Consider the following 25,599-nt stretch of genomic DNA (forward strand, 5'->3'; position numbering starts at 1 on the left):
ACGATGCCAATTTTTCAAATTAATAAACTAGGTTCTGTGAATATTTTTAATTGATTAGCTATTTTGAGGTACTTCTAGCGAAAATTAATAAGATTTTTGCTGGAATAGTTACTTATATTTCAAAAAATCTTATAATTTGCAGCAAAAAATAACCAAAATTAAATCTTTGTATACGATTTATGAAAATATAATAGAGGCTTTAAATCATTTTTAATAGCGGTATTTATTACTTCACCGATAAATATAACATGATCACCGGCATCGTAAGAAGCATATTTATTACACTCTATATGATAAGTTGCACCGTTTATTAAAGGGCAATCAGTTTTGTTGCCAAGCTCATAATCAATTTTTGTAAATTTATTAGATTGTGATTTAGCAAAATGTTTTGAGATATCAATTTGATTCTCTGCTAAAATACTAATTGCAAACCTATCGCTTTTTTGAAAACTGTTTATACTAAAAGAGTTTTTATTAAGGCAAAATAATATTAATGGCGGTTTTAAAGATACGGAAGTAAGAGAACTAGCAGTAAAGCCAAAAAGTTCGTTATTGTAATTTGTTGTTATAATAGTTACTCCCTTAGGGAATCGGCTCATAGCATCTTTAAATTGACTTTCTGTTACTGTCCCAGCCATTTTTTCATAATTTTGTTAATGGTTCCGTCTTTTTTTAATGAATCGATTGCCTCATTAATTTCATTAATTAGTCCTGAGTTTTTAGACATGCCTATAGCAAAATCGGATGAAAATTCTTCTAAAATACTGCTTTCTAAATTTGAATTATTTTCTTTTAATTTTTTGCCTTGAAATTCCTCAGAAATAATAGCATCTATGACTCTAGCTTTTAATTCTTCAACCAACATTAAATGATTTGCTAAAGAATGAACTTTAATATTTATCGTCTGTGATAGATCGTGTGCTTTTTTTTCTAAAACACTACCGAGCTGTACCCCTACTATTTTATTTTCTAGATCTTTGCTATTTTGTATATTATCGCCTGTTCTATATATTATAGCAAATCTTGCAGTAGCATAATTATCGGAAAAGCTGATATATTCGGCACGCTCCGGTGTTACAGAAAGCTCCGCCACCGCAACATCAATATTTTCACTAACCAAAGCTGCAAGTAAACCGTTAAAGTCGAAGTTTTTTATGATAACTTTTTTATTTAGACGTTCGCTTATTGCTTTGATAATATCAATATCGATTCCAACAATCTCTCCGTTTTGGATAAATTCATAAGGAGGATTATCTGCAGCAGTACCAACTATTAAAGTTTTTTCCGTTTCTTTTTTTTCACAAGAAACTAGTAAGCAAGATAGTAAAAATATTTTCAGAAATTTCATAAAAATAATGTTTTAAGTTTGAGTATGTTCTGCATCCTACGAGGCATTGCCCTTGTTGTACGGATATCAAATCGTCATTGCGAGAAAAATTATGTAGTAATTGACGAAGCAATCTCAGGATATTTGGCGTGATTGTCACTTAGCCTACGGCTGCTTGCAATGACGATGAAACCGAGCCATGCAACAAAGTCTATAGTTGCTCGCAATGACAGGAAAATCTATCCATGCGGGCAATACCTTCAAAGGAATAGCATCAAGAACTCAATTTCTCCTTTAAAATCTGATTCACAAGCTTCGGATTAGCCTTACCGCCGGTTTTTTTCATGACCTGCCCTACAAGGAAACCGAATAATTTATCCTTACCACTTTTATAACCCTCTACTGATTCAGGATTTTCAGCTATTACCTTGTCAATTACCGTGTGTAGCACGTTATTATCTGAAACTTGTACAAGCCCTTTTTCTTCTACTATTTTATCAGGTGCTTTACCAGTTTCAAACATAATGGCAAAAACGGTTTTTGCAATTTTACCGGAAATAGTATCATTTTCTATTAATTTTACCAGTTTTGCAAAGTTACTAGGGGTAATTTTGCATTCATTTATTTTTATCGATGCTTTATTTAATTGGCCAAACAATTCACTAGTTAGCCAATTAGTAAGCATTATAGGGTTACATTCATTTGCTGCTTTCTCAAAATACTCAGCAACCGATTCATCGGCTACTATTACTTCGGCATCATATTTACTTAAGCTAAATTCCTTCATATATTTTTCAATCTTTTGATCAGGTAGCTCAGGTAAACTTGCTTTTAGCTCATTTATTAACTCATCAGAAATAACAAGCGGTAATAAATCAGGATCAGGAAAATATCTATAATCAAGTGCTTCTTCTTTTAAACGCATAGTTCTTGTTTCGCCGCTATCGGTATTAAATAGGCGTGTTTCTTGAATTATTTCTTTACCGCTTTCAATCAAGTCTACTTGTCTCTTGGCTTCAAATTCTATTGCTTTAATGATGTTACGAATTGAATTAATATTTTTAATTTCACATCTTGTACCGAGTGGTTCGCCGCTACGTCTTACTGAAATATTAGCATCACAACGCATCGAGCCTTTTTCCATATCACCGTCACAGCTGCCAATATAACGTAACAAATTTCTTAGCTTTTTTACAAATTCAGCTGCTTCTTCCGGTGATGATATATCAGGTTCGGTCACAATTTCCATAAGCCCAATACCGGCACGATTCAAATCGATAAAGCTGTAATGTGGTGATTGATCATGCATAGATTTACCTGCATCTTGCTCTAAATGCAAACGGTTAATACGAATAGTTTTAAGACCGCCGGTACTAGTCGATATTTCCATAGTGCCGTTTTGTACTATAGGATAGTAAAATTGTGAAATTTGGTACCCTTGCGGTAGATCGGCATAAAAATAATTTTTACGATCAAATACTGAATATTTATTTATTTTAGCTTTAAGCCCAAGTCCTGTTTTAATTGCTTGGTGTACACAATGCTTATTTAATACCGGTAACATCCCGGGCATTGCTGCATCAACATAGGCAACCTGCGAATTTGGACTTGCTGCAAAAATAGTACTACTTCCTGAAAAAAGCTTAGATTTTGAGGAAATTTGAGCATGGATTTCAAGCCCTATTACATATTCCCATTTCCCCGTATTACCTTCAATATATACCATAATTAAAAACCCTTTGGCTCAAATTTAATATGTTTTACACCTGACTCAATTGTCGATGCTACTTTCAAAACATTATATTCGTCTAATTGTTTACCTATAATCTGTATCCCAAGAGGTAAACCGCGTGCCGATAATCCAGCAGGAACTGATGCACAAGGTAAACCGGCTAAACTTGCAGGAATAGTAAATAAATCGTTTAAATACATAATAGTCGGATCATTTTGTTTTTCACCAATTTTAAAAGCTGCAGTCGGGGCAGCCGGTAATAAAATGGCATCAACTTTTGCAAAAGCATTATTAAAATCGTTTGCAACTAAACGACGTACTTTTTGAGCTTTTAGATAATATGTATCCATACCACTAGATGATAGCACATATGTTCCAATCATAATACGACGTTTTACTTCTTCCCCAAATCCGGCTGATCTAGTCATTTCATACATTTCGTCAAGTGTCATATTTTCACGTTCTACGCGAAGACCGTATCTAACACCGTCATATCTAGATAAATTTGAAGAAGCTTCAGCCGGTGCTATTACGTAATAAACAGCAACACTGTATTTAGCATGCGGCAAAGTAATATCAACTATTTCAGCACCGGCGTTTTTAAGTAGTTCTATGGTATCTTGCCACATTTTCATAATATCAGGTTCAATAATGCTGCCCTCACTAAGGCTAAGAGGCACGCCTATCTTCATATTTTTCATAGAACTTCCGATAGCGGATTGTAGCTCTGGAACTTCTTCTTTAATCGAAGTAGAATCTTTTTCGTCAAACCCCATCATCGCTTCAAGCATAATGCTACTGTCTAAAACGCTTCTAGTAAATATTCCTGCTTGATCAAGGGAGCTAGCAAACGATATCATTCCGTATCTTGAGCAACGACCATATGTTGGTTTAAAACCGACTAAACCTGTAAAGCTTGCAGGTTGACGTACCGAGCCGCCTGTATCGCTACCAAGAGCAGCAGATGCCATAAATCCGCTAACTGCCGTAGCTGAACCGCCTGAAGAACCACCTGGAACTAAGTCAGCATTATCATCATTTGCTTTCCAAGGGCTAATTACATTTCCAAAACAACTAGTGATATTTGCTGAACCCATAGCAAACTCATCCATATTGGTTTTGCCGAGCATCACACCGCCCTTATCAAAAATATTTTGTGTAACACTTGATTCATAATTAGGTATAAAATTTTTTAGTATATTAGAACATGCCGTAGTTCTAATTCCTTTCGTGCAGAAAAGATCTTTAGCGGCAAACGGGATACCCTCAAGGGTTCTTGCGTTATTTCGAGCATAATTTTGATCGGCTGCTTCAGCCTGTTTTAAAGCTAAGTCAAAAGTTTCGGTAACATAAGCATTTAGGTTTCTATGCTTCTCTATTTGTTTAATATGTGCACATATTAATTCCGTACTTGTAAAATCTTTATTTTTTAGACCTTTTATACTGTCTGCTACTGTTAATTTGTTTAGTTCTGTCATAATTATTCAACAACCTTTGGAGTAATAAAATACTTTACTTCTTTAGCCAGCGGAGCACTATTTCCACTTACATTATCAAATAACTCACTTGATAAATCAGAACTTGTAACGGCGTCCTCTCGCATTCTAGCATTCATATTAGAAACTGAAGTTAAAGGCTCTATATCTTTGCAATCTATTTCATTTAAAATATCGATCATATCCATAATAGTACTAAGCTGAGTAGAAAATTTTTCTACAATATCTTCTTCAAATTTTAATCTAGCTAATTTTGCTATTTTCTGTGCTTTTGCTTTTGTTATCATAGTTTTATTATTTTGAATGGTATAATCTGATGTTATTTCCATGAAGGCTTGCCTATGTGTTAACGGTATTTCTGTCATCCTGCGACTTGTGAGCTAGATCCTGGATACAGCCTGTGATACAAGGTTCTATTACAGATTGTTTCAAGTACTTCAATATATCGGCAACTTCTCCATATACTCATCTTGTAAAAATTCCTCTACTGCTTCTAGTAGTTTATTTTTTAATAATTCTTTATACTCATATGATTCAGCAATATGAGTAACTGGTATTCTGCCTGATTTTAAAATAATTTCTGGAATTAAATCTCTAACTAATTTTGTCATTTTATTTTGAGTATAGATTCAATTTATGTCATGCTCGCTTGGCATTGTTGCCTGGATCGATTTTTCTGGATTGCCACATCGCTTCGCTCCTCGTAAGGTATTGTTGCGTAGATCAATTCCCCCGCTGTTATCCCGCAACTTGATTGCGGGATCCAGTTAAAAATACTAACATTATTAGTATTTTTTATTGTTTTTATGGACCCCGTGGTCAAGCCACAAGTTGACACAGTGGATTTTACCGGTCCACGCAACAAATCTAAAGCAGGAATGACATAGAAAATCAAACAGTCATTATTTCTTGTTCTTTTTGTTTTATTACCGAGTCAACTTTACTACTATAATCATCGGTTAGCTTTTGTACTTGTTCAGATAAGCTATGATGCTCATCTTTTGCGATAACGTTATCCTTTTCTAGCTTTTTAAGTTCTTCATTGCCATCTCTTCTAATATTACGTAATGCAATTTTAGCATCTTCACCGTATTTATGAGCAAGCTTTACCAGTTCTTTACGTCTTTCTTCAGTTAAAGCCGGTATCGGTAGTCTGATTAATTGACCATCCGTTGCAGGAGTTAAGCCAAGATTTGCTATCGTAATTCCTTTCTCTACCGATGATACCATAGATTTATCCCAAACCTGCACGTTAATTGTTCGTGCATCAGGGGTGGATAGAGAAGCAACTTGTGAAAGTGGCATTTTACTCCCATAAGCTTCCACGGTTACGCTATCAAGTAAATTAACTGAAGCTCTACCGGTACGTAGCCCTTTAAGCTCATGATCTAAAACTTTTAGAGCTTTCTCCATTTTTTCTTGTAAGTTTTTCTTTAAATGCTCTTTATTCATCTTGATTTATCCATATATTATTATTAGTACACGAATTGAGACATTGTTTTATGTGTATTAGGAAATGCCCCCGATGTCATTCCTGTGTAGATTGGTTTTGCCGTCATTGCAAGGAAAAACTATAAGTTTTGACGAAGCAATCTAGTAAAAATTCTGAGTTACAGAATTTTATTATTTTTTCTAGATTACCACGCAGCCTATGGCTGCTTGCAATGACGATTTGATCCCTACGCAACAACACCTATGCTGGAATGACATAAAAATCATACAACAATTCACACTACAATATATTATTCCTCAATTGTTGTATATTCCCCTTTATCTTGTATTACTCTAGCAAAATTGCCCTGTTCTTTTATCGAAAATACCCTTATAGGTAATTTATTTTCTCTTGCAACTGCAATAGCTGCCGTATCCATGACTTGCAGGTTATTAGTTATAACATCTTTATAGCTAATAGTGAAATATTTTTTAGCATCCGGATTTTTTTTAGGGTCGGAATCATATACACCGTTAACCTGAGTTGCTTTTAATAAAATATCGCAATTCATTTCGATTGCACGAAGTACTGCGGCACTATCGGTTGTACAAAACGGGTTACCCGTACCGCCGGCAAAAATTACTACACGCTTTTTTTCCATATGTCTTTTAGCTTTGCGGCGAATATAAGGCTCGCACACGCTCATCATAGGAATAGCCGATAGAACTCTTGTATAGATATTGAGGCTTTCCATAACGTTTTGTAAAGTTAAAGCATTAATCATCGTTGCAAGCATACCTATATAATCCGCTGAAGCTCGGTCCATACCGACAAGTGCTGCATTAATCCCGCGGTAAATATTTCCACCGCCGACTACAATAGCGACTTCTACTCCTAAATCGATAACTTCTTTAATATCGCTGGCAATCTTTTTTATTACGTTATATTCATGCCCAAATTGCTTATCTCCCATTAAAGCTTCCCCTGACACTTTAAGTAAAACTTTTTTATACTTTAGAGCGTTTATATCTGATATCATTTTCTGCTTCAAGTTGTTTTGAATATCTGCTTAATTTTTGTAATCATTATACCTCTTTGTAGGTTGGTAATCGATGATTTATTGAGTGCATGCACTAATAACATATTATTATTTATATCAAGTGCTACTGTACCTGGAGTTAGAGTAATCGAATTACCATACATCATTTCGCCTATTTCTTCTAGCCCTTCTGCGTCAACCCATTCAAAAACCGGCTCTATTCCTATCTTTCTTTGCCAAATTATTTTAATAACTGCGAAAGCCGATTCCCATATTTCTAATAATAACCAGGGAAAATATAATATAAATTTAATTTTAGTGAGCATTAACATTTTCGGTTAATTTGATTTTTGAAGTAAAAGGTATTAGCAGCATTATAAATACAAATAACAACCCTATCATATTAAATATATTATTTATTGCAATTACAAAAGCATCATGATTTAATTTGTTTGCTAATAACAAATATGATGCTTTTTCGGGATTCAAAACTTTTCTGCTTAATAATTCAGTATAAGAATCTAGTTGTTCTAATGCCATTATAGAAGTAGACGAGATATTTTCCGATAAATATTGCATAAAGGTTTTAGTATCATTAGTAAGTATAGTACTGATTATTGCAAGCCCTACCGCTCCTCCTAAATTACGAGTAAGATTATAAAGCCCGCTAGCGTTGCCTATTCTTTCTTTCGGCATATTACCAAGAGCTATATTATTAGTCGGTATAAAACAAAACATTAATGAAAGCCCTCTAACAAATTGAGGAAGCACAAATGCAGCAAATTTAGAATCAGGCGTTAGAAAACTATTTAAATGACATCCAAGAGCAAACCCTCCAAGCCCTATAATAAGCATCAGGCGTAAATCTATCCCTAGCCTTAACATTCTAACGGCGAGTGGTGCAGATAAAAATTGTGCTCCGCCCGTCACCATCATAGTAGCCCCGATTTGTAATGTATTATATCCGGCAATAGTAAAGAGAAATAGCGGTAATATATATACTACCCCGTATAATCCGATACCCATAACGAACGAATAAAGGCAACCAAAAGTAAAGTCTTTATAAAGAAATGTTTTTAAGTCTAAAATTGGATTAATAAAGGTTAGTTCTCTAATAATTAATAAAATAAAACCTAAAACTACTGCAATACTTAAGAATAGTATTAAATTATCCTCAAGCCAACCTTTTTTGTTTCCTTCTTCTAACACATACTGTAATAAGCCGAGCGTTAAAGCCATTAATAATATACCGAGAAAATCAAAATTTTTCAGTAATTTATAATTTGGTTTATCAAAATCCCCATATAAAAAAACTACCGTGCATACGAAAATACCGGGTATGACGTTTAATAAAAATATAAAATGCCATGATAAAATCTCCGTAATATATCCACCGAGTGTAGGTCCTAAAGTAGGGGCAACAGTTACGACAAGTCCAATTAAGATAGTAACGATAGGACGTTGCGATGCAGGAAAAAGTATAAAAACAGTACTAAAGACCGTTGGTATCATAGCACCGCCAAAAAAGCCTTGTAATGTTCTAAAGATAATCATGGATTCAATATTAGTTGCAAGCGAACATAATACGCTCATAACCGTAAACCCTAAAGCTGCAATAAAATAAGAAATTCTAGTAGCAAGTAACCTTGCTAAAAAGCCGGTAATAGGAATAATGATAACTTCGGCTATTAAGTACGATGTTTGAACCCAAGAAAGTTCATCGCTTGAAGCGGCAAGACCGGCAGCTATTAGGGGTAATGAGCTAACGACAATTTGAATATCAAGTACCGACATAAACATGCCGACAACCATACCAAAAAAAGCAAATAATTGCTTTTTAGAAAGAGCAGGCGGTTGTAAATTATCATTTGACATAATTAAATTATACAGTTTAAATTAAATAAAGTTAATAAGTGACATATATGTTTAAAATAAAAAATTATCGTACAACTTTTAATTTTTTAATTGAACTATTTATTAGGATATAAGTAGACAAGACATAATATATAGTAATCATTTTATTTATATTTAGCAAATAATAAATATGTAGTTGATTTATTAAAAATATTTACTATAATGTTGGTTCACTATAATTGATTTATCAATATGCAAAACCCAGCACAAAAAGTTATATCTTTTTCGGAGCATAAATCTGATATAGAACGCATAAAGAAATCAATAGAAGAGGGATGGGCGATAGTAAAGTTAGTACCTAATAACAACCGTTTTATCGGGCTTTTAGAAAAGATTTCGTATGCTGAAGATGAAACAATCTATATTCCTCCAAGAAAAAAGATAATAGTTAATTAACACGAATAGCGAATTATTGTATGATCTGCTATTCGGCTTAAGAAGTTGAATATAAAAGGTGACAATTGACTTTCACTTTTTATATAAAGCTAAGTATATATTATTTTTTAGCAAAAACTTATAGTTCTTTACAAAATATAATGGAATTACCTAAAAAAGGTAGTTTTGTTTTACACCACTCTTAAAAAGACCTTATTGTCATGTCCGTGTAGCATTGGTGTTGTTGCATGGATTAATTCCACTCTGTCATCCTAGTTCATTTGTAGCGAGACCCAGTTTAAAATACTTAGGTGACCTTGCGGTTAATAAAGTGCATTACCGCAGTTGCTGCAATCTTGCCCATATTATGGCTCAGGGAATCACGAATGGCGTTATGTTCTCTTGTTATCGTCCTGCTCTAAAAGACTGTAAGCACTTAGTAATATCCCGTTATTAGAATTTAAAGCTGGAGTAACGCTTCCCGCTATTTTATTTTCTATCTTCTACCCTAAACCAGATAGTGCGTTGTTATTTACAGCATTTACTGCAAGTTCCGCTACTTTCTCTATCGCTATCATCTCGCCAACTGTACTCCCGATGTTTTCGCTAGCTCTATGATGGTCTTAAAAAAGTTTCCAACTTCAATCTTTCAAGCAGTTTGATAGTTCAATACTCATAGGTCTTATTGGTAAAGGTTTATTTTCTGCTATAGTTTGCTGACGTTCTTTTGTGATTGTTTCTCAGCATCTGTAATCTTCATCTTGTCTTTTCATTAAATCAAATTGGGCAAGGTAGGTATTTAGCTTTTCTTAAGCCTTTGTCACTTCTCCATCTTTAGCGTATAAAAATCCTATTAAATGCGGGACATCTTCTGGAAATAGTCTTGGATTACACATTTGTATATATTATCTAACCAACCTAAATTACGTCTATTCTCTTTAGAATATTTAGGATAATTTATATATTTTTCATAATCCATAAAAACATAATCGAAATATTCTTCTAATGTTGTTCCAGTATCATATAATTCGCCTAAATGAAAATGATATTATTGATAATGTTTTAATATTACTTCTAAAAATTCACCTAAATTTTCTAAGGTTATATCTTCTACTGCTTTAAATTCTATAGAATCAAAGAAATATAAATCTATATATTTTTGAAGTGTTTTTCTGATATATGCATCTTCTTCATTTATTTTTTCATACCATAATTTATCTGTCATTGTTTATTTCATTTTGTTATCCCAATAATTTATACTGTTTCAAGATTTCATTAAAGTTTTTATTACCTTATTTGCATGTTTTTTCTCTATTTCTTTATATGTCCTTACATGAGGAGCTACATTACCACCTGTATTATCAAATATTACAAACTGGTCATTTTTTATATCAACAGCAATAAGTCTTTCAGTATCATTACTTATTTTATAAGCATTTTAGATTTTTAAAACCGCTTTAGGTTCTGCTGGACTTTTTGACCATTTGGATTGATGGTGACAATAGATGATTAGTATTTTAAGTTATTTACCACAAATAGGGTTATAGTTTTTATTTAGAAAATGGTGCCAATGTGGGGATTTGAACCCCAGACCTACGCATTACGAATGCGTCGCTCTACCAGTTGAGCTACATCGGCTGAAATATGATTATATTATGCTGAGATATTGATTCCTACGAGACATGTTTTGTCATTGCAAGCAACGACTGACAAGGAGCGTGGCAATCCAATAAAAAAATTTAAAAATGCTAAAGACTAGCAGCCTTAACTGGACCCCGTGGACAAGCCATGGGGTGACAATGAAACATCTTTATAAATGCGTCGAAAATCTTAAATGGAAATGCTGCGTATCGTCATATTTCTTCTTCTTAACCGGGAAACCCCAATCCATTCTGATCGGTGCAAAACGTGTTACCCAAATAAAGCCGAAACCAACGGAAGCTCTAAGAGATTTATCGTTATAAAAACCGTTTGGAGTTTGATATTGTTTCTTATTTAGGCCTACTCCCCAAACGCTTCCTAAATCCATAAAGACTGCACCAGTTAAATTAAATTCCTCAGGTATAGGTGTTGGAAAATTAAGCTCTGTTGAGAATGTGTAATATCGCTCACCGCCAAGTCCTTCGTTAGTGACCTTTTCACGAGGTCCTACACCACCGCTTGCAAAGCCTCTTAAACTATAATCACCTAAATTAAAGCGATCGGAAATTCTAATAATTTTTCCTCCAAGCCCTGCAATATCACCTCCGGAAGCAGATAATTTTAAAGTAAGCTTGTTATGTATGAAAGATTTATAATATTTACCGTCAACTTCATGCTTTATATATTTGTTATCACCTCCAACGCCGGCAAATTCTTGTGTGCCACTTACTAAATAACCATCCTTTGGAACAATTTTATTATCGGCTTGATCATAAGTAATAGTATGTCCTATAGCAGAAGTAATGAACTTTCCCATTTGTTCCTTTAAGAATATTGAGCTTGATGGAGTTGGAGCACTTAAAATATCACGTTTGATTAAATAATCTATTTCGTGACCTAAACCCTCTTTAATTTCATAACCAAGAGAAGTTTTGACTCCTATAGAGTGTAACTTATAGCTTTGATCAGTGGTATTTAATACACTAGCACCGCGTCCGGTATAGTTTCTAAATGTGTTTACGCTAAGTGATAAATCACGATCTAAAAAGTGCGGTGCGGTAATACCACCGTAATAGCTTGTAGTGTTTTTACTTACTTGTACACCGGCATTAAGCAGTTTCCCGGTACCAACTAAATTACGCTCTAAGAAAGAGAAACGTCCGAATAAACCGCCAGCAGTATTATATCCTAAATCAAAACCTATAGAGGAAGTAGATTTTTCATCAACTTCAACGTTAACATCATATTTATCTTTAGCTTTAGTTGGAGCTAAGCTAATTGCTACTTTCTCAAAATAATCTAAATTTCTAAGATTACGCTCACCTTTTTCAATATATGAACGATTAATTATATCACCTTCTTCTATTTTAAATTTTCTTCTTATAACAGGGTCTTCGGTTTTAAGGTTATTAATAATATTAATTTTATTAATATAAACTTTATCGGCTTTTTCAATAATAAATTTAATATCTGCAGTATGATTAGCATTTTTCATTATATCTGGATAAACATTTACTGCAGGGTAACCGTTCGCTGTAAAATATTCTCTGATTTTTTCAGCTATATCGTCAACCTTTTTCATATTGAAAACCTTGCCTTGTTTAATATTAACAATTTTATTAAACGCTGTTATATCTATATTAGTTAATTTATTGTCTATTGTAATATTACCGAAGCTATATTTTCCCCCCTCTTCAATGGAATAGGTAAGGGTGAAATATTCTTTAGTATTATTGAGTTCTGCTGATGCCGAAATTACTCTAAAATCTGCAAAACCTACAGATTGATAAAACTCTCTCAGTAATTCTTGATCATATTCCACTCTATCAGGATCGTAAGTATCGTTACTTTCTAAAAAACGAAACCAACGAGATTCTTTAGTTAAAACAATAGATTTAAGTTCTGAATCACTATAATTTTCATTACCGCTAAAATAAATATATTTAATACCGGTTTTTGGTCCTTCTGCTATATCAAAAATAACCTTAACTCTGTTGTTTTCTAAATTTTCGATTTTAGGTGTTACCATAGTAGCAAAACGTCCGCTACGTTTATAAATTTCTAATATTTTCTTTACATCTAATTCAATTTTAGCTTGGCTAAGAGATTCACCCGACATTGTGTAAATTTCTTTAGCGAGCATATTAGTTTTGATTTTAGAATTACCGCTAAATACTACACTACTTATAAAAGGCGTTTCAGTAACGTTAACTATTAAATTACCATCATTTGTTATATGCATATTTATATTTCTAAAAAGTGAGGTGGCATATAAACGTTTTATTGCCTCATCTTCTTTAGAATTATTATAGGTCTCTCCTGCCTTAAGCTTTAAATAGCTCTCAATAGTAGAACGCTCAACCCTATGGTTACCTTCGATAGTTATTTTACGAATTACAGAGTCAGCTAATGAAATATGATAATAAAAAATCGTTAATAATAAAATTGTTAACTTACTAATTGATCTGATTGTCACCTAAAACCTGCTTTAAGATTTAATTTAAATTTCTGTGTTTAAACCCAATGTCATCCCGTGGCCTGACCACGGTAAAAATAATAAATTAGATACCGCGTTCAAGTCGCAGGATGACAAAGAACTAGATTCCCGCTTTTAGCTAAGAATAATATATAAAGTTCTCCTAACTAATGCATTTAAACATAATGAATGTACCCCACTATAGTAGATAATATAAACGAGAGCAAGCAAATCTATAAATTTAGGAAAACAAATTTTGTATATCGTTGGAAACAGCAATTATAATAAGAAAAATTATGATTATTGCTCCTAATTGTAACAAAATGTTTTTAGTCTTAGGATTCGGTAATTTACCTGTAATTGCTTCATATAATATAAATATTAAATGTCCGCCGTCAAGCACTGGTATAGGTAGTAAGTTAAGTAACCCTAAATTAACGGAAAGCATTGCTATAAATAACAGATACATTTGGATTCCACCAGTTATAGATTTGCCTGACTCTTTAGCAATAGCTATTGGGCCTCCTATCTCATCGAATGAACGTTTCCCTACAATCATTTGCGATATTGCGTTTAGAGTTAAAACAGACAGATCTATAGTAGTATTAATAGCGTCCCAGAATCCTTCTAAAATTCCTATTTTAGTATGAATAGGTTCATTTTTAGCTATAATACCGATGCGAAGAGTTTTCTTAACTTGCTTTTCTTCGGAAGGTGATATAATTATTTCTTGAGGCATTATATTAACGATAAATTCCTCACTTTTTCTTTCTATAGTTAAAGTAGAAGAGCTAAAACCGTTAATTAATATCTCTCTCTGCACGTCCCCGAAATCTTTAACAGATTTATTGTTAACCTTAACAATTTTATCTCCTGCTTTTAAGTCTGCTCTCTCTGCCGGTGATGAAGCTACTACATCACCTATTATAGGAGGAATCTCTGTTTTTCCAAAGTAACAATAAAAACCTGCAAATATTATTATGGCAAGTAAATAATTAATTAACGGACCTGCTGCAACTATTAAAAAACGTTCTAAACAAGATTTAGCATAAAAAGCTACTTTTTCGTTAACTTCTTTAGTCTTATCCATAAGGCTGTGATCATAGCCGTAAATCTTGACATAACCGCCAAGCGGTATAAGACAAATCTTCCACCTAACTCCTTTTTTATCGGTAATGCCTATTAGTGCTTTACCGAAACCTATCGAGAATTCCTCAACTTTTACATTAAAATATCTAGCAATACAATAATGCCCAAATTCATGGATAAATACCAAGATACTAATTGTTATAATAAATCCTATTATAGAGAGCATAAAAATTTTATAAGTTTACTAATAAATTATTTTAAGGTATACATTGCAAGGTTATAGATATCATTTCGTTGTTGTGAGTGGACGTTGCTCCTTGGTTCCCAATGTTATTCCCGCGAAAGCAGGAATCCAGTAATTAAAAAACATAAATACTATTAGTTTTTAAAACTAATACATTTGGATTACTTCATTTTTTTCTGTGGATTCCTGCTTTTACAGGAATGACATCACGCCATATCACACTCGCAATGACGAAAATTAAATTTTAAATTTCTTTTCTCTATGAGTTCAAATAAAATTAATAAAAAGTCGATTGCACGTATTGCAGCAGTGCAAGCTATTTATCAAAACATATTGCAAAATAATGACGACATGGATGATATCATACAAAATGTACTATCTTTTTATCAAAATAATTCTATAACAGATTTACCTGAGAATTTAAAAATATCATTAAGTATAAGTCATTTTAAAATGCTGGTAAAGTCAGTATTTGAAAATATTAATAAACTAGACGAAATTATCGACAATTATTTAACAAATGATAAAGATCCTGCACGTATGCCGATCTTACTCCGAGCGTTATTGCGTGTTAGTATATGTGAGCTATTATTTTGTCCTACTACGCCTGCTAAAGTAGTAATCAACGAATATACGGACATAGCAAATGATATGTTAAATGAGCATGAAATTGGTTTTGTTAATTCTGTATTAGATAAAATAGCAAAAGAGCATACTCGTTTAATTTGAAAAATTGGCTACAAATACTGTGGGTACTCAAGTATTATTAACGGCTTTTGTTCCTCGTCTTGTGGATTCTTTGCTCTTTTCCAGATTAAACTTCGTCTGCTTATTCTTCATTTATTTATAAGTATAAAAGATCTTATGACAAATAATTTAAGCGGTTATAGAAATAAATTCGTTAGAGTTAAGACTTCTAAAAAACGCACCGTCTCTTCTAGTAATTGGCTTAGACGCCAATTCAATGATCCATATGTTGCAAAAGCACGTATAGACGGCTTTAGGTCGAGAGCTGCATATAAACTACTTGAAATTCATGACAAATTTAAACTTTTTACTCCTAACATGAAAGTTGTTGATCTAGGAGCAGCTCCTGGGGGATGGAGTCAAGTAGCTTCCAAGCTTATTAAAGCTTCAGATAATAACCTAAATAATAAAATAATCTCTATCGATGTGTTAGAAATTGAACCTGTTGCTGGAGTTGAATTTTTGCAAAAGGACTTTTTTGAAGCAGCTACGGAAGAATTAATTATTCAGGCTTTAGATGGTAGAGCTGATATAGTAATGAGTGATATGGCATCAAATACCATAGGCCATAAAGCTACAGACCATATAAGAACCTTACTTTTATGTGAGCAAGCTTTTGCATTTGCTTTAAAAGTACTAAAACCCTATGGTCATTTTATTGCTAAAATTTTTCGTGGCGGTGCAGAAAATGAATTATTAAATAAAGTAAAGCATGAATTTAAAATAGTGAAACATTTTAAACCTTCATCCAGCCGCAGTGAATCTACGGAAATCTATTTAGTCGCTCTAAATAAGAAATAATGAATATGAAAGGCAAAAGGTATATGTTATTTTTTTATTTAACATATTAGAGGATATGATAATTACTTATATCTCCTGTTGTTTTGACTTCCTGAGCATATTCTTGACTGCAGCTTTGAAAATTATTATACATCCCAACTAAATTAGCTCCGGTTTCAGTGCCAACTATTTGATTATATAAATTATTTTTTAAATTTAGAGTATTTTTAGCATATTTTTGTGTTGCTGCTTCCCAATCATCTATGGTTAAAGTAATATTCTGTTTCAAATCAGAAAAATTAACAAGTCCATGTTTACTGATTCCGGATATGATTTCTTCAACACCTTCGACTATTCCATTAATTCCTAGATATTTTGTAACTTTTTGTTTGGCAAAATTATATAAATATGATACCCATTCTTCTGATTGTGATAGTGCTGTTTTTTTACCAGGAAGTACCATTGTTGTTTTTCCAAAATGCTTATTAGTAATATTAATAAGATTATGCTTTGCATTATATATCTTAGAATGGGTGGCTAGCTCTTCTATTGGAGTTGTTATTTCCCCGGTAAATAAATTTTTTTTAATACCTCTTTCAATTATCGGTTTTGAGCCGGGGCTATCAAAAGTTGTAGATTTATTAAAATGTAGATTGCGAGAATGTATTTCTACTAAGGTTAAATCTGCAATTATTGCTCCAAGTGAATGACCGCTAGTATTAAAACTATATTCTGTAGCTTTACTTAAGCCGCCTAATTTGTTAATTATTTCATTAACAAAATCCTGAAGTGGAGTTAGTTTAGTAGGTAAATAGTGCAGAGCGATAAGCAAGTCGTCTAATAAATCATATATATTGAATTTTGTGCCGGCACTAGCAATATGAACTTCTTTAGTTTCTTTATTTATAAATGCGACGGCTTTATAATCATATTTAGCAGTGCTGATATTATCACATGAAGCAGTCAGTATTTCCCAGCCGCTATCTGTTAATTGTTCATTGACCTGTGATGCGTTTAGCTTATAAATATTTAAATCATCTGTTTTATATGCGAGGTTTAACCCTATATAAGCAAGCTTTTTAGTGCTAATATGTTTAGTATTTTTACATGTAGGCATATCTACCTCTTTTTGGTTAATTTTACCATAAAATATGGTTTTTTTAAAAAAATGTCAAGTCAAATATTAATGCTTATTAATCTATCATTAAAATAAAGATTGACATTTAATTACTTTTGTTATACAGTGCAGTTGTGTTAATATTTAACATTTAACAACCATAAAATATGGTAACTTAAACAAGGAGATAGACTATGTTTACATTATTACATAACTTATTCAGAAGTAATAAACCGATTACTTACTTATCTTTAATAGAAAAAGCAAAAGTAGATTATAGTTTTTATACAAAATTAGCATCAGGAAGCTTTTTTGCAGGAGTAAGTAGTTTTTTTTCATCTAGTAGTTGGTTAAGCAAAATACCTTTAATAATAGGGGCTGTTTTTGGTACTAGTTATGGGGCAAAAGGCATTATGGATAGTAATGAACAAATAAAGCTTTTTACTAAAGCTCATGAAGCAACTAAAGTTGAAGAGTATTTGGCTACTTCGGGGTTAGGAAGTTTTGTATACGGTACTGCTACAGATAAAAATGGTATAGATAAATTTACCGGTAAATATATTGAAGGAATAAACGGTAAGATAATATCTAATGCAATAACTCGCGTACCAACCTTAAGTTTAACAGAAGATGGCGTTGGTTACAAACATAATGGTGGCTATGAAATAGTAGAATCAACAGATCGTGCGTTATATCAGGAAATACCTGGCGTGAAAGGACAATATACAAATAAATTAGTTTTAGATACTAGTATTCTTCCTTTACATGCTTGTATTATTCAGCAACTAATACAAAATGGCTATTCAAGTGAAGATGTTGAAAAAGCTTTAAGTTTGGGAACTGTTGCAGAGAGAGAAAGTTACAAAGATAAGCAATTAGCAGAATACAAGCCAAATTTGACAAGTAAGTTATGGCATGGTACAGAAAAAGCTATGCAAAATAAAGCAGTAGAACTTTCAAAAGAAATACAGAAATATGCTGAAATAAATGAAGCTTATAAAGTATTATTTAATTATCATACTTCCAGTACTAGTGAGGAGCAGGAAGAGCAGTTTTATAGCCTTGATTATAATAATCTTAATGATGATCAAACTCAAATCTTAGGAGATGAGGGAGATGAAGGATATATATCTGATATTGCCTAGTAACTGAATACAAAACTTCCTAGAGGGTAAGGTTATATAACCTTACTCTTTTTTATTTAATAATCTCTTGAGCTCTCCTTTCAAAAGCTATAATTATTTCTTCGGTTGCTTTGGTAAAATAAGTGCCGATTAATTTATCCAGTATTACGGATTTCATTTTAAAATCAATAAAGAATTTTAATTGAGTTCCTGGCGTGCATGGCACAAATTGCCAGGTACTTTTTAAATATTCAAAAGGTCCTGAAATAGCTACCGTATTAATCAAATATATTCCATCATTTGTTATTTCGCTTGTAACTTGTGAGTTATATTTTTCTGAAAAGCCTTTTAACTGAATTACTAATTCAGCAATAACCTCTTGATTATTTTCTGAAATAATTCTAGAAGCAGAACACCAAGGCAAGAATTTAGGATAAGATTTTACATCCCAGACCAAATCAAACAATTCTTGCGGTTTATAGGGTAAAATTTTAGTGTGTTGAAAGCAAGGCATTAGAAATCTGTGACTTTACCTTTATGCTGCCAGTCCCCATATCTTGTTGGTTCTAGACCTTTAACACCGCCAATTTCTTTTTCTTTTGGTAAATTTTCTTCTTCTGATATATTAATAGACATCTTTACAAACTTCGCTTTTAGAGGTAGTTTAGACGTTGATCCGGTACTCGCATCCTCACGTATGCTGATATATACTGTGGTGCTGTATTCCGTGTCTCCTGTAAATTCCTCTCGATAAGTTGGTTTGGAAAGATGTCTATTATCTTTTTTATCATCCATAGTACTAAAATATATGAAATATAACCGTATTTATATTAATAGTCGTTTAGCTAAAAATAGCAAGATAGAATTAGCAAGTGATCATGTTCATTATGTTAAAACGGTGCTACGTCTTAAAGTAAATGATGGTTTACGTCTCTTTAACGGTACGGATGGAGAATTTCTAGCACAAATTAACGATATAGGTAAAAATAACCTGTCGGTTAGACTTAAAGAACAGTTAAAAAAGCCTTACACAGAATCTACATTAACTCTTGCTGTTGCTATAATAAAGCAAGATAAATTAATGCTTGCAATAAATATGGCTACGCAACTCGGTATAACTAAAATTATTCCGTTAATTACTGGGTGGTGTCAATTTAGATCAGTAAATGTCGAACGTTTAACGAAATGTGTTATTGAAGCAACAGAGCAATCAGAACGTCTTACTCCCCCGATAATTGAAAAAGCTATCACAATACAAGATTATCTAAAAAAGAATAATAATTTGATGTTATATGCCAATGAACATGAAAAAGAAGAAAATTCTATATTACGAATTTCATCATCACTTAGTAACAGTGATATAACTATTATTGTAGGACCAGAGGGAGGCTTTACTAATGATGAGCTGGAACTTCTTACCTCATATAAGAATACAAAATCTATAAGTTTAGGAAGTAATATATTACGTGCTGAAACAGCAGCAATAACTGCTATAGCACAAGTGAAGTTGTTAGGTCGTTATTGCGAGGAAATTGCATAACAACTGACGAAGCAAGCTCAGGAGTTTGTTATTATTTCATGGGATTGCCACACAGCCTACAGGTTGCTCGCAATGACAAAAAGATAAGTTACTTCACCTTTTCTATTCCGGGTTTACAAAATAGCTTACCTAAACAAAGGAAAGAATATATACCACAAAAGCCTATAATTATATAAAGTATTGTCACAATAATTGGAAATGAGCCAAATAAAAGTGTGACTAAATTAAAATTAAATAATCCGACTAAGCCCCAATTTATAGCACCTATAGAAGATAATAAATGTACAGTAGTAATAAGCGGAGTATTAGAAGTATTTATTAACATATTTAAGCTCCTTTTAGTTAAATGTAAAAGACCTTGTTGTGTGGCTCATACCTCTGTCATCCCACAACTTGATAGCGGGGTCCAGTTAAAATACTAAAATTACTAGTATTATGGGTTACATTTTTGGATCCCGTGTTTGGATCCCGTGGCGAGGCCTTGGGATGACACTGTGTGCGTTTTCCGAGCCATGCAACAAAACTAACGTAAAATAATCATTTCTCATTTTGAGCTATATGTCTACTAAATTTTATTATTCTATAATTTATTAATCCTTCTTAAAAGTTTGATATATTACAGGTATAACAAAAATTGTAAATATAGTACCGATGCTTAATCCTCCAACTATTACAAAGCCTATAGAATTACGAGCAGCAGCACCGGCTCCGTCTGCAAAAACTAGAGGTAAAGCTCCGACTACGGTAGCAAGAGTAGTCATAAGAATTGGACGCAAGCGAAGTTTTGAGGATTCTATTATAGCTTCTTGAACCTTTACTCCTTTTCCTCTTAGCTGATTAGCAAATTCTACTATCATAATAGAATTCTTAGTAATTAATCCAATTAAAGTAATAAGTCCGATATTACTATACATATTAAGGCTATTATCGGCAAGCCAGAGAACAAGTACACCGCCGGTTATTGAGAAAGGTACGGCGAGTAATATTAATAAAGGGTCAGTAAAGCTTTCAAATTGAGCTGCAAGCACTAAATAGATAAATATAAGAGCAAACACAAATGTTATAAGTATATTACTGTCTGCCTCTCTCATTTGTTTAATTTCTCCAATATATTCAATTATAGTATTACTAGGATCAAGTAATTTAGCGGCTATTTTATTGATTTCATTAATTGCATCATCAATTTTTCTGTTAGGAGCAAGATCAGAGGAAATAGTAACGGATTTTGAATTATTATAATGACTATATGATTTTACTGATATTTTTTCCGTAATATTGGCTATCGATTCAAGCGGTAACATATTATTATTTTTTGCTCTGATTAAAATTTTACTAAAATCGCTAATATCTTTTCGATCTTTTTGATTAAATTGTAATATAACGTCATATAAATCATTACTCATTCTAAAATTCCCGATTTGTTGACCTGCAAGTAAATATTGTACCGTTTTGCCTATATTTGCCAAATCCATTCCGTATAAATAAGCCTTATCACGGTTGACTTCTATACTTATAGTTGGCATTGCCGATTGTAAATTTCTATTGACGTTTAAGAAAATAGGATTTGTTTTCATTATATCAATAAATTGTTGTGATATTTTATCTAGATCATCATATTCAAGGTTCGTTTGAATATTAAACTCGATAGGGCTACTTGCATTCCCGCTAACCATTGAACGTGGATCCATAGCGCAAATCGACATGCCAGGTATTTCAGAAAACTGCTTATTTAATATATTCTTAATAGTTTCTTGGGAACGAGAACGCTCACTCCAATTTTTTAGAGGAATGAATCCAAAAACATTATCGCTACCGCCTGCACCTATTACCATCAGATAACCTAATATATCTTTATAATTAGCAAGGATTTTTTCGGCTTCTTTCACTACTTTAGTAGAAGATTCTAAACTAGAACCTTCAGGACCTTTAAGAGAAACTTGTAAAAATCCATCATCTTCTTGGGGTACGAAAATTCTTTGAGTAAATTTAAAACTAATAATCAGCACTATAAATGATGATGCAATAATGATGACAAATTTCTTTTTATTGTCAAAAGTTAGCTTTAGATAGTAAATATATTTATTTTGAATAAATTGTAGAATGTCGTTAAACTTTACTAAGAATTTCGGTAAGTCCGTATTATGTTTTGTAACCATACGACTTGACATCATAGGAGTTAAAGTTAAAGCAACAAATCCTGAGAACAAAACACAAAATGCTAAAGTCCAAGCAAATTCAATAAATAATTTCCCTATAAAACCCTCTATAAAACCCACGGGTAAAAATACGGCAGCAAGCGTAATAGTCATAGCAATGATTGCAAAGCCGATTTCTTTAGAAGCAAGCATAGCCGCTTCCATGGGTTTATGCCCCATTTCATTATATCTAAAAATGTTTTCAAGCATAACTATCGCATCATCGATCACTAAACCTATAGCAAGTATCATAGCAAGGAGCGTAAATATATTAATAGAAAATCCAAAAGCATACATTACGCTAAAAGTACCAATCAACGATACCGGAATCGTCACAAAAGGAATTAAGGTAATTTTAGCAGAAGCAAGAAATAAATAAGTGACTAAAACTACTAATATTAAAGCTTCAAAAATTGTTTGAAATACTGCATAAATTGATGCTTTTACAGGTGTTGCTCCATCATATGCAATACCCACGCTTATTCCTTTGGGCATGGATTCTTTAATTCTTTCTAGTGCTTTAGTTACTTCATGTGATAAATCTATGACGTTAGCTTTTGATTCTTTTATAAGACCAAGGGCAATAGAGTTTTTGCCGTTATATCTAAAAATTATGTCCTCATCGGGAGAAGTTAAAGATATTTTTGCTATATCTCGTAATTTTATGATACCTCCATTTTGTACTTTTAGAATAATATTACCGAATTCTTCCAGTGTAGATAAAGAACCTTCAAGAGTTACTATAAAATTATTACTTTTTGTTTTAATCATACCTGCGGGATAATCTTTATTTTGCTCTTTTATTGCGGATTCAATCTCCAATACAGAAATTTTATGTTGATATAATTTTTTAGAATCGGGTTCTATTCTCATTACATATTCCCGACTGCCGTAAATTTGTGACTGTCCTACGCTTTCAAGTTTATCTAACGGTGTTTGTAAATTATCCTTGACGATCTTTGTTAATTCTAAATCGCTATATTGATCACTTGCAACGCTTATGAAGAGGCTTGGGAAACTATCGGCATCAAGTTTTGCAACTGACGGGGCTTTCATATCTTGCGGGAACATATAAGTGATATCCGATATTTTGGCGCGGACATCGTTTAGTGCTACTTCAATATCGGTAGATAATAGAAATGATAAAGTAATACTACTTTTGCCGGTAGAACTTTGAGAAGTTATATAATCTAAATTTTTAACCGTCTTTAAAGCTTTTTCTATACGTGTCGTTATTTCTTGCTCCATATATAAGGCATCGGCACTTGCATAATGAGCTTCGACATTTATAATAGGAACTGAAATATCTGGAGTGCCTCTAATTTGTAGTTTGGTAAAAAAAATTGCTCCAAGAGCTACGATAACCAAATTTAAAACTGTAGTAAAGACAGGGCGTTTAATACAAATTTCAGATAATAACATTGGATTTAATATATTTTTCTTTAAAAATTTTATTCTAAATTAATGTGAATAGCGAATTATTATATAATCTGCTATTCGGTTAGAAATATTCTATATAAAGGATGAAAGACAGTTTCCACTTTTTATATAAATTAAGTATATATTGTTTTTTATTAAAAAACTTATAATTTTTTATAGAGTAGAAAATTAGTTTTTGTAATTTACTACTGACAATAAATTAGGGTTTTAATGATAAATTTTTACTTTAATTACTTGATTAAGATAGTTTTAACAGTATAACTGATGTAAAATGGCTACATTTTTCTATAGATTAATATAATAACGTATATATTTTAAATTTTGTAAATAACTGGCATTTGCAGTATGTGGGTAGTTTGTTATAATTAACTCACATAAAAAATATATTGATGTATATTATTGCCAGTTGTATATATTGTTTTATAAAAAAACATCAATACATATTAACCTATCAAAGGAGAATTGATTTTATTATGAGTACGCATAACAAAAAAGAACCAAAAAAAATGAATAAAACCGAATTTATAGCATTTATGACCGACCATAGTCATAATCATAAACATGCTTCACATAAAACATTAACAAAAGTTGAGGCCGAGAAAGCACTTAATTTAGTTCTTGATAGTGTGATTAGTGCTATAAAGAGCCACCATAATATTAATATAACAGGTTTTGGTTCATTTGAAATACATCATAGAAAAGCACGTGAGGGTCGTAACCCAAAAACCGGAGCAAAAATGAAAATAGATGCTTACAATCAACCTACTTTTAGAGCCGGAAGAAAAATGAAAGAAGCTTGTAATTAAAAGAAGTAACGTATTTACAGTACTAATAATTTTCGAACCCCGTTACAAGCTTGCGGGGTGACACTAGAAAAACCAGCTCATGTAACAATGCTCTGCAAAAGCTGGAATGATATAGAATACTTCTTAAGTACAATTTATAACGATATTACAACCATTGATAGAACACCTAGAGTTTAACTTAAAACATAATAATCTATACAATAGCTGGCTTATCGAAGCCGAAAATATAGAGCAAGTTTTAAAAGATTTAGAAGAGTTTATATATGTTAAGCTTTTTAAGAATAGCATTCCTCTTGAAAACAATCCTGATTATTATTTCATCGCTAGGGAAACTTCAGCTACATCTAATGCTAAAAATATTTCTATTGAACAAATAAAAAAATTACAATACTTCTTAAGTAAAACTTCTGCAATTTCAGGTTATAAAGTTGCAATAATTTATTCGGCGGATCTTATGAATTTGAATGCAGCGAATTCATGCTTAAAAGTTCTTGAAGATGCACCAAAGAATAGCTATATTTTTTTAATTACTTCAAGAGCTGCAAGTATTATTTCTACAATTAGATCAAGATGTTTTAAAATTAATGTTAGATCATCTATCCATCATACTAAAAACGAATTATATTCCGAGTTTATTCAGTCGATAGCAGATAACAAAACGTTAGATTTTATTAATCGCTTTACTACTAAAGACCGAGAATTATGGCTAGATTTTATTGATAATTTATTATTATTAATGAATAGAATCCTTAAGAAATCTGCTAATGTTAATATTGAACTTCTAGATTTGGAAAATAAGATTTTTAATAAACTATCAAATAGACATCCTTCATATTTACTGCAAAAATTTACCGACATAAAAAAGTTAATATATAATACCATTGATTATGATTTGGATTTAAAAACAAGTTATATATTAGTGGTGAATGAGTTTTCTAGTAATTAACACGATATCACTGCGTTCCTTTCTATGTTATCCATAAAACAACAAAATATATTGAGAGAAATAATACTCCTTTTTTTAAAAAATAGTTAATAGATATTCAAGATAGAAAGCGGTTTTTCTCTAGAATATAAATTTAATT

General features: G+C 32.1%; 24 protein-coding genes, 1 tRNA gene and 2 pseudogenes. 7 read left to right on the forward strand and 20 right to left on the reverse strand.

Annotated elements, in window-relative coordinates; genetic code table 11:
- Window positions 1-158 precede the first annotated feature (158 nt).
- From QUD19_RS03220 to QUD19_RS03265, 10 genes are all read right to left on the reverse strand, one after another.
- The gene (locus tag QUD19_RS03220; RefSeq protein WP_498808617.1) at window positions 159-638 is read right to left on the reverse strand and encodes a flavin reductase family protein; all 480 of its coding nucleotides are present in this window, start codon (window positions 636-638) and stop codon (window positions 159-161) included.
- The gene (locus QUD19_RS03225; RefSeq protein WP_498808618.1) at window positions 623-1,348 is read right to left on the reverse strand and encodes an ABC transporter substrate-binding protein; all 726 of its coding nucleotides are present in this window, start codon (window positions 1,346-1,348) and stop codon (window positions 623-625) included. Before QUD19_RS03225 ends, QUD19_RS03220 begins: the two co-directional genes overlap by 16 nt.
- 253 nt (window positions 1,349-1,601) lie before the next feature.
- Window positions 1,602-3,053: an Asp-tRNA(Asn)/Glu-tRNA(Gln) amidotransferase subunit GatB gene (gene gatB / locus QUD19_RS03230; RefSeq protein WP_498808619.1), complete on the reverse strand. Its 1,452-nt coding sequence runs from the start codon at window positions 3,051-3,053 to the stop codon at window positions 1,602-1,604.
- Window positions 3,054-3,055: 2 nt separating this feature from the next.
- Entirely contained in the window at window positions 3,056-4,537 is a 1,482-nt protein-coding gene (gene gatA / locus QUD19_RS03235) for an Asp-tRNA(Asn)/Glu-tRNA(Gln) amidotransferase subunit GatA (RefSeq protein WP_498808620.1), read from the reverse strand.
- 2 nt (window positions 4,538-4,539) lie between these two features.
- Entirely contained in the window at window positions 4,540-4,842 is a 303-nt protein-coding gene (gene gatC, locus QUD19_RS03240; RefSeq protein ID WP_498808662.1) for an Asp-tRNA(Asn)/Glu-tRNA(Gln) amidotransferase subunit GatC, read from the reverse strand.
- 150 nt (window positions 4,843-4,992) lie between these two features.
- Complete coding sequence (locus tag QUD19_RS03245; protein ID WP_498808622.1) at window positions 4,993-5,166, reverse strand: nucleoside triphosphate pyrophosphohydrolase family protein; 174 nt, start codon at window positions 5,164-5,166, stop codon at window positions 4,993-4,995.
- A gap of 280 nt (window positions 5,167-5,446) precedes the next feature.
- The gene (frr, locus tag QUD19_RS03250; RefSeq protein ID WP_498808623.1) at window positions 5,447-6,007 is read right to left on the reverse strand and encodes a ribosome recycling factor; all 561 of its coding nucleotides are present in this window, start codon (window positions 6,005-6,007) and stop codon (window positions 5,447-5,449) included.
- Between the two features lie 290 nt (window positions 6,008-6,297).
- Complete coding sequence (gene pyrH / locus QUD19_RS03255) at window positions 6,298-7,026, reverse strand: UMP kinase (protein ID WP_498808624.1); 729 nt, start codon at window positions 7,024-7,026, stop codon at window positions 6,298-6,300.
- Between the two features lie 8 nt (window positions 7,027-7,034).
- Entirely contained in the window at window positions 7,035-7,358 is a 324-nt protein-coding gene (locus QUD19_RS03260) for a monovalent cation/H+ antiporter subunit E (protein WP_498808625.1), read from the reverse strand.
- Window positions 7,342-8,901 (reverse strand): DHA2 family efflux MFS transporter permease subunit, encoded by a 1,560-nt coding sequence (locus QUD19_RS03265; protein ID WP_498808626.1) that lies wholly within the window; start codon window positions 8,899-8,901, stop codon window positions 7,342-7,344. The genes QUD19_RS03260 and QUD19_RS03265 overlap by 17 nt, the downstream gene beginning before the upstream one ends.
- Before the next feature lie 231 nt (window positions 8,902-9,132).
- Between QUD19_RS03265 and QUD19_RS03270 the strand changes: the two genes are divergently transcribed.
- Complete coding sequence (locus QUD19_RS03270; RefSeq protein WP_498808627.1) at window positions 9,133-9,336, forward strand: DUF2674 domain-containing protein; 204 nt, start codon at window positions 9,133-9,135, stop codon at window positions 9,334-9,336.
- 371 nt (window positions 9,337-9,707) lie between these two features.
- Here QUD19_RS03270 and QUD19_RS03275 read toward each other — a convergent pair.
- From QUD19_RS03275 to rseP, 5 genes and pseudogenes are all read right to left on the reverse strand, one after another.
- Window positions 9,708-9,893: pseudogene (locus QUD19_RS03275) on the reverse strand (hypothetical protein).
- A gap of 63 nt (window positions 9,894-9,956) precedes the next feature.
- Window positions 9,957-10,540, reverse strand: a pseudogene (locus QUD19_RS03280) (hypothetical protein).
- A 337-nt stretch (window positions 10,541-10,877) separates the two neighbouring features.
- Window positions 10,878-10,953, reverse strand: a tRNA-Thr gene (locus QUD19_RS03285).
- Between the two features lie 172 nt (window positions 10,954-11,125).
- A complete protein-coding gene (gene bamA / locus QUD19_RS03290; protein WP_498808628.1) occupies window positions 11,126-13,432 on the reverse strand; it encodes an outer membrane protein assembly factor BamA in 2,307 nt (768 codons plus the stop codon).
- A 241-nt stretch (window positions 13,433-13,673) separates the two neighbouring features.
- Window positions 13,674-14,747, reverse strand: coding sequence for an RIP metalloprotease RseP (gene rseP / locus QUD19_RS03295; RefSeq protein ID WP_498808629.1), 1,074 nt, complete (start codon window positions 14,745-14,747; stop codon window positions 13,674-13,676).
- Window positions 14,748-15,026: 279 nt separating this feature from the next.
- On the opposite strand from rseP, the gene nusB reads away from it, so the two are divergent.
- Together nusB and QUD19_RS03305 are read left to right on the forward strand one after the other, a co-directional pair.
- Window positions 15,027-15,494 carry a transcription antitermination factor NusB gene (gene nusB / locus QUD19_RS03300; RefSeq protein ID WP_498808630.1) on the forward strand — a complete coding sequence of 156 codons (468 nt, stop codon included), beginning with the start codon at window positions 15,027-15,029 and terminating at the stop codon, window positions 15,492-15,494.
- 135 nt (window positions 15,495-15,629) lie between these two features.
- A complete protein-coding gene (locus QUD19_RS03305; RefSeq protein WP_498808631.1) occupies window positions 15,630-16,313 on the forward strand; it encodes an RlmE family RNA methyltransferase in 684 nt (227 codons plus the stop codon).
- A 46-nt stretch (window positions 16,314-16,359) separates the two neighbouring features.
- On the opposite strand, the gene rlip is transcribed toward QUD19_RS03305, so the two are convergent.
- The gene (gene rlip / locus QUD19_RS03310; RefSeq protein ID WP_498808632.1) at window positions 16,360-17,409 is read right to left on the reverse strand and encodes a secreted effector lipase Rlip; all 1,050 of its coding nucleotides are present in this window, start codon (window positions 17,407-17,409) and stop codon (window positions 16,360-16,362) included.
- A gap of 194 nt (window positions 17,410-17,603) precedes the next feature.
- On the opposite strand from rlip, the gene QUD19_RS03315 reads away from it, so the two are divergent.
- Window positions 17,604-18,554 (forward strand): hypothetical protein, encoded by a 951-nt coding sequence (locus QUD19_RS03315; protein ID WP_498808633.1) that lies wholly within the window; start codon window positions 17,604-17,606, stop codon window positions 18,552-18,554.
- Between the two features lie 52 nt (window positions 18,555-18,606).
- On the opposite strand, the gene QUD19_RS03320 is transcribed toward QUD19_RS03315, so the two are convergent.
- On the reverse strand, window positions 18,607-19,047 hold the full coding sequence (locus tag QUD19_RS03320) for a type II toxin-antitoxin system RatA family toxin (protein WP_498808634.1): 441 nt from the start codon (window positions 19,045-19,047) through the stop codon (window positions 18,607-18,609).
- Window positions 19,047-19,328 carry a DUF1674 domain-containing protein gene (locus QUD19_RS03325; protein ID WP_498808635.1) on the reverse strand — a complete coding sequence of 94 codons (282 nt, stop codon included), beginning with the start codon at window positions 19,326-19,328 and terminating at the stop codon, window positions 19,047-19,049. Before QUD19_RS03325 ends, QUD19_RS03320 begins: the two co-directional genes overlap by 1 nt.
- A gap of 13 nt (window positions 19,329-19,341) precedes the next feature.
- Here QUD19_RS03325 and QUD19_RS03330 point away from each other — a divergent pair, with 13 nt between their 5' ends.
- A complete protein-coding gene (locus QUD19_RS03330) occupies window positions 19,342-20,073 on the forward strand; it encodes a 16S rRNA (uracil(1498)-N(3))-methyltransferase (RefSeq protein ID WP_498808636.1) in 732 nt (243 codons plus the stop codon).
- Between the two features lie 88 nt (window positions 20,074-20,161).
- Here QUD19_RS03330 and QUD19_RS03335 read toward each other — a convergent pair whose 3' ends face one another.
- Both QUD19_RS03335 and QUD19_RS03340 read right to left on the reverse strand, forming a co-directional pair.
- Window positions 20,162-20,398 (reverse strand): DUF378 domain-containing protein, encoded by a 237-nt coding sequence (locus QUD19_RS03335; RefSeq protein ID WP_498807268.1) that lies wholly within the window; start codon window positions 20,396-20,398, stop codon window positions 20,162-20,164.
- 265 nt (window positions 20,399-20,663) lie between these two features.
- Window positions 20,664-23,690, reverse strand: coding sequence for an efflux RND transporter permease subunit (locus QUD19_RS03340; protein WP_498807270.1), 3,027 nt, complete (start codon window positions 23,688-23,690; stop codon window positions 20,664-20,666).
- 491 nt (window positions 23,691-24,181) lie between these two features.
- Here QUD19_RS03340 and QUD19_RS03345 point away from each other — a divergent pair, with 491 nt between their 5' ends.
- Both QUD19_RS03345 and QUD19_RS03350 read left to right on the forward strand, forming a co-directional pair.
- Window positions 24,182-24,514, forward strand: coding sequence for an HU family DNA-binding protein (locus QUD19_RS03345; protein WP_498807271.1), 333 nt, complete (start codon window positions 24,182-24,184; stop codon window positions 24,512-24,514).
- A gap of 136 nt (window positions 24,515-24,650) precedes the next feature.
- Window positions 24,651-25,460 carry a DNA polymerase III delta subunit-related protein gene (locus tag QUD19_RS03350; RefSeq protein ID WP_498808663.1) on the forward strand — a complete coding sequence of 270 codons (810 nt, stop codon included), beginning with the start codon at window positions 24,651-24,653 and terminating at the stop codon, window positions 25,458-25,460.
- Window positions 25,461-25,599: the final 139 nt, after the last annotated feature.

This window comes from Candidatus Rickettsia kotlanii, from assembly GCA_030295365.1.
In the GTDB taxonomy this organism is placed as follows: Bacteria; Pseudomonadota; Alphaproteobacteria; order Rickettsiales; family Rickettsiaceae; genus Rickettsia; species Rickettsia kotlanii.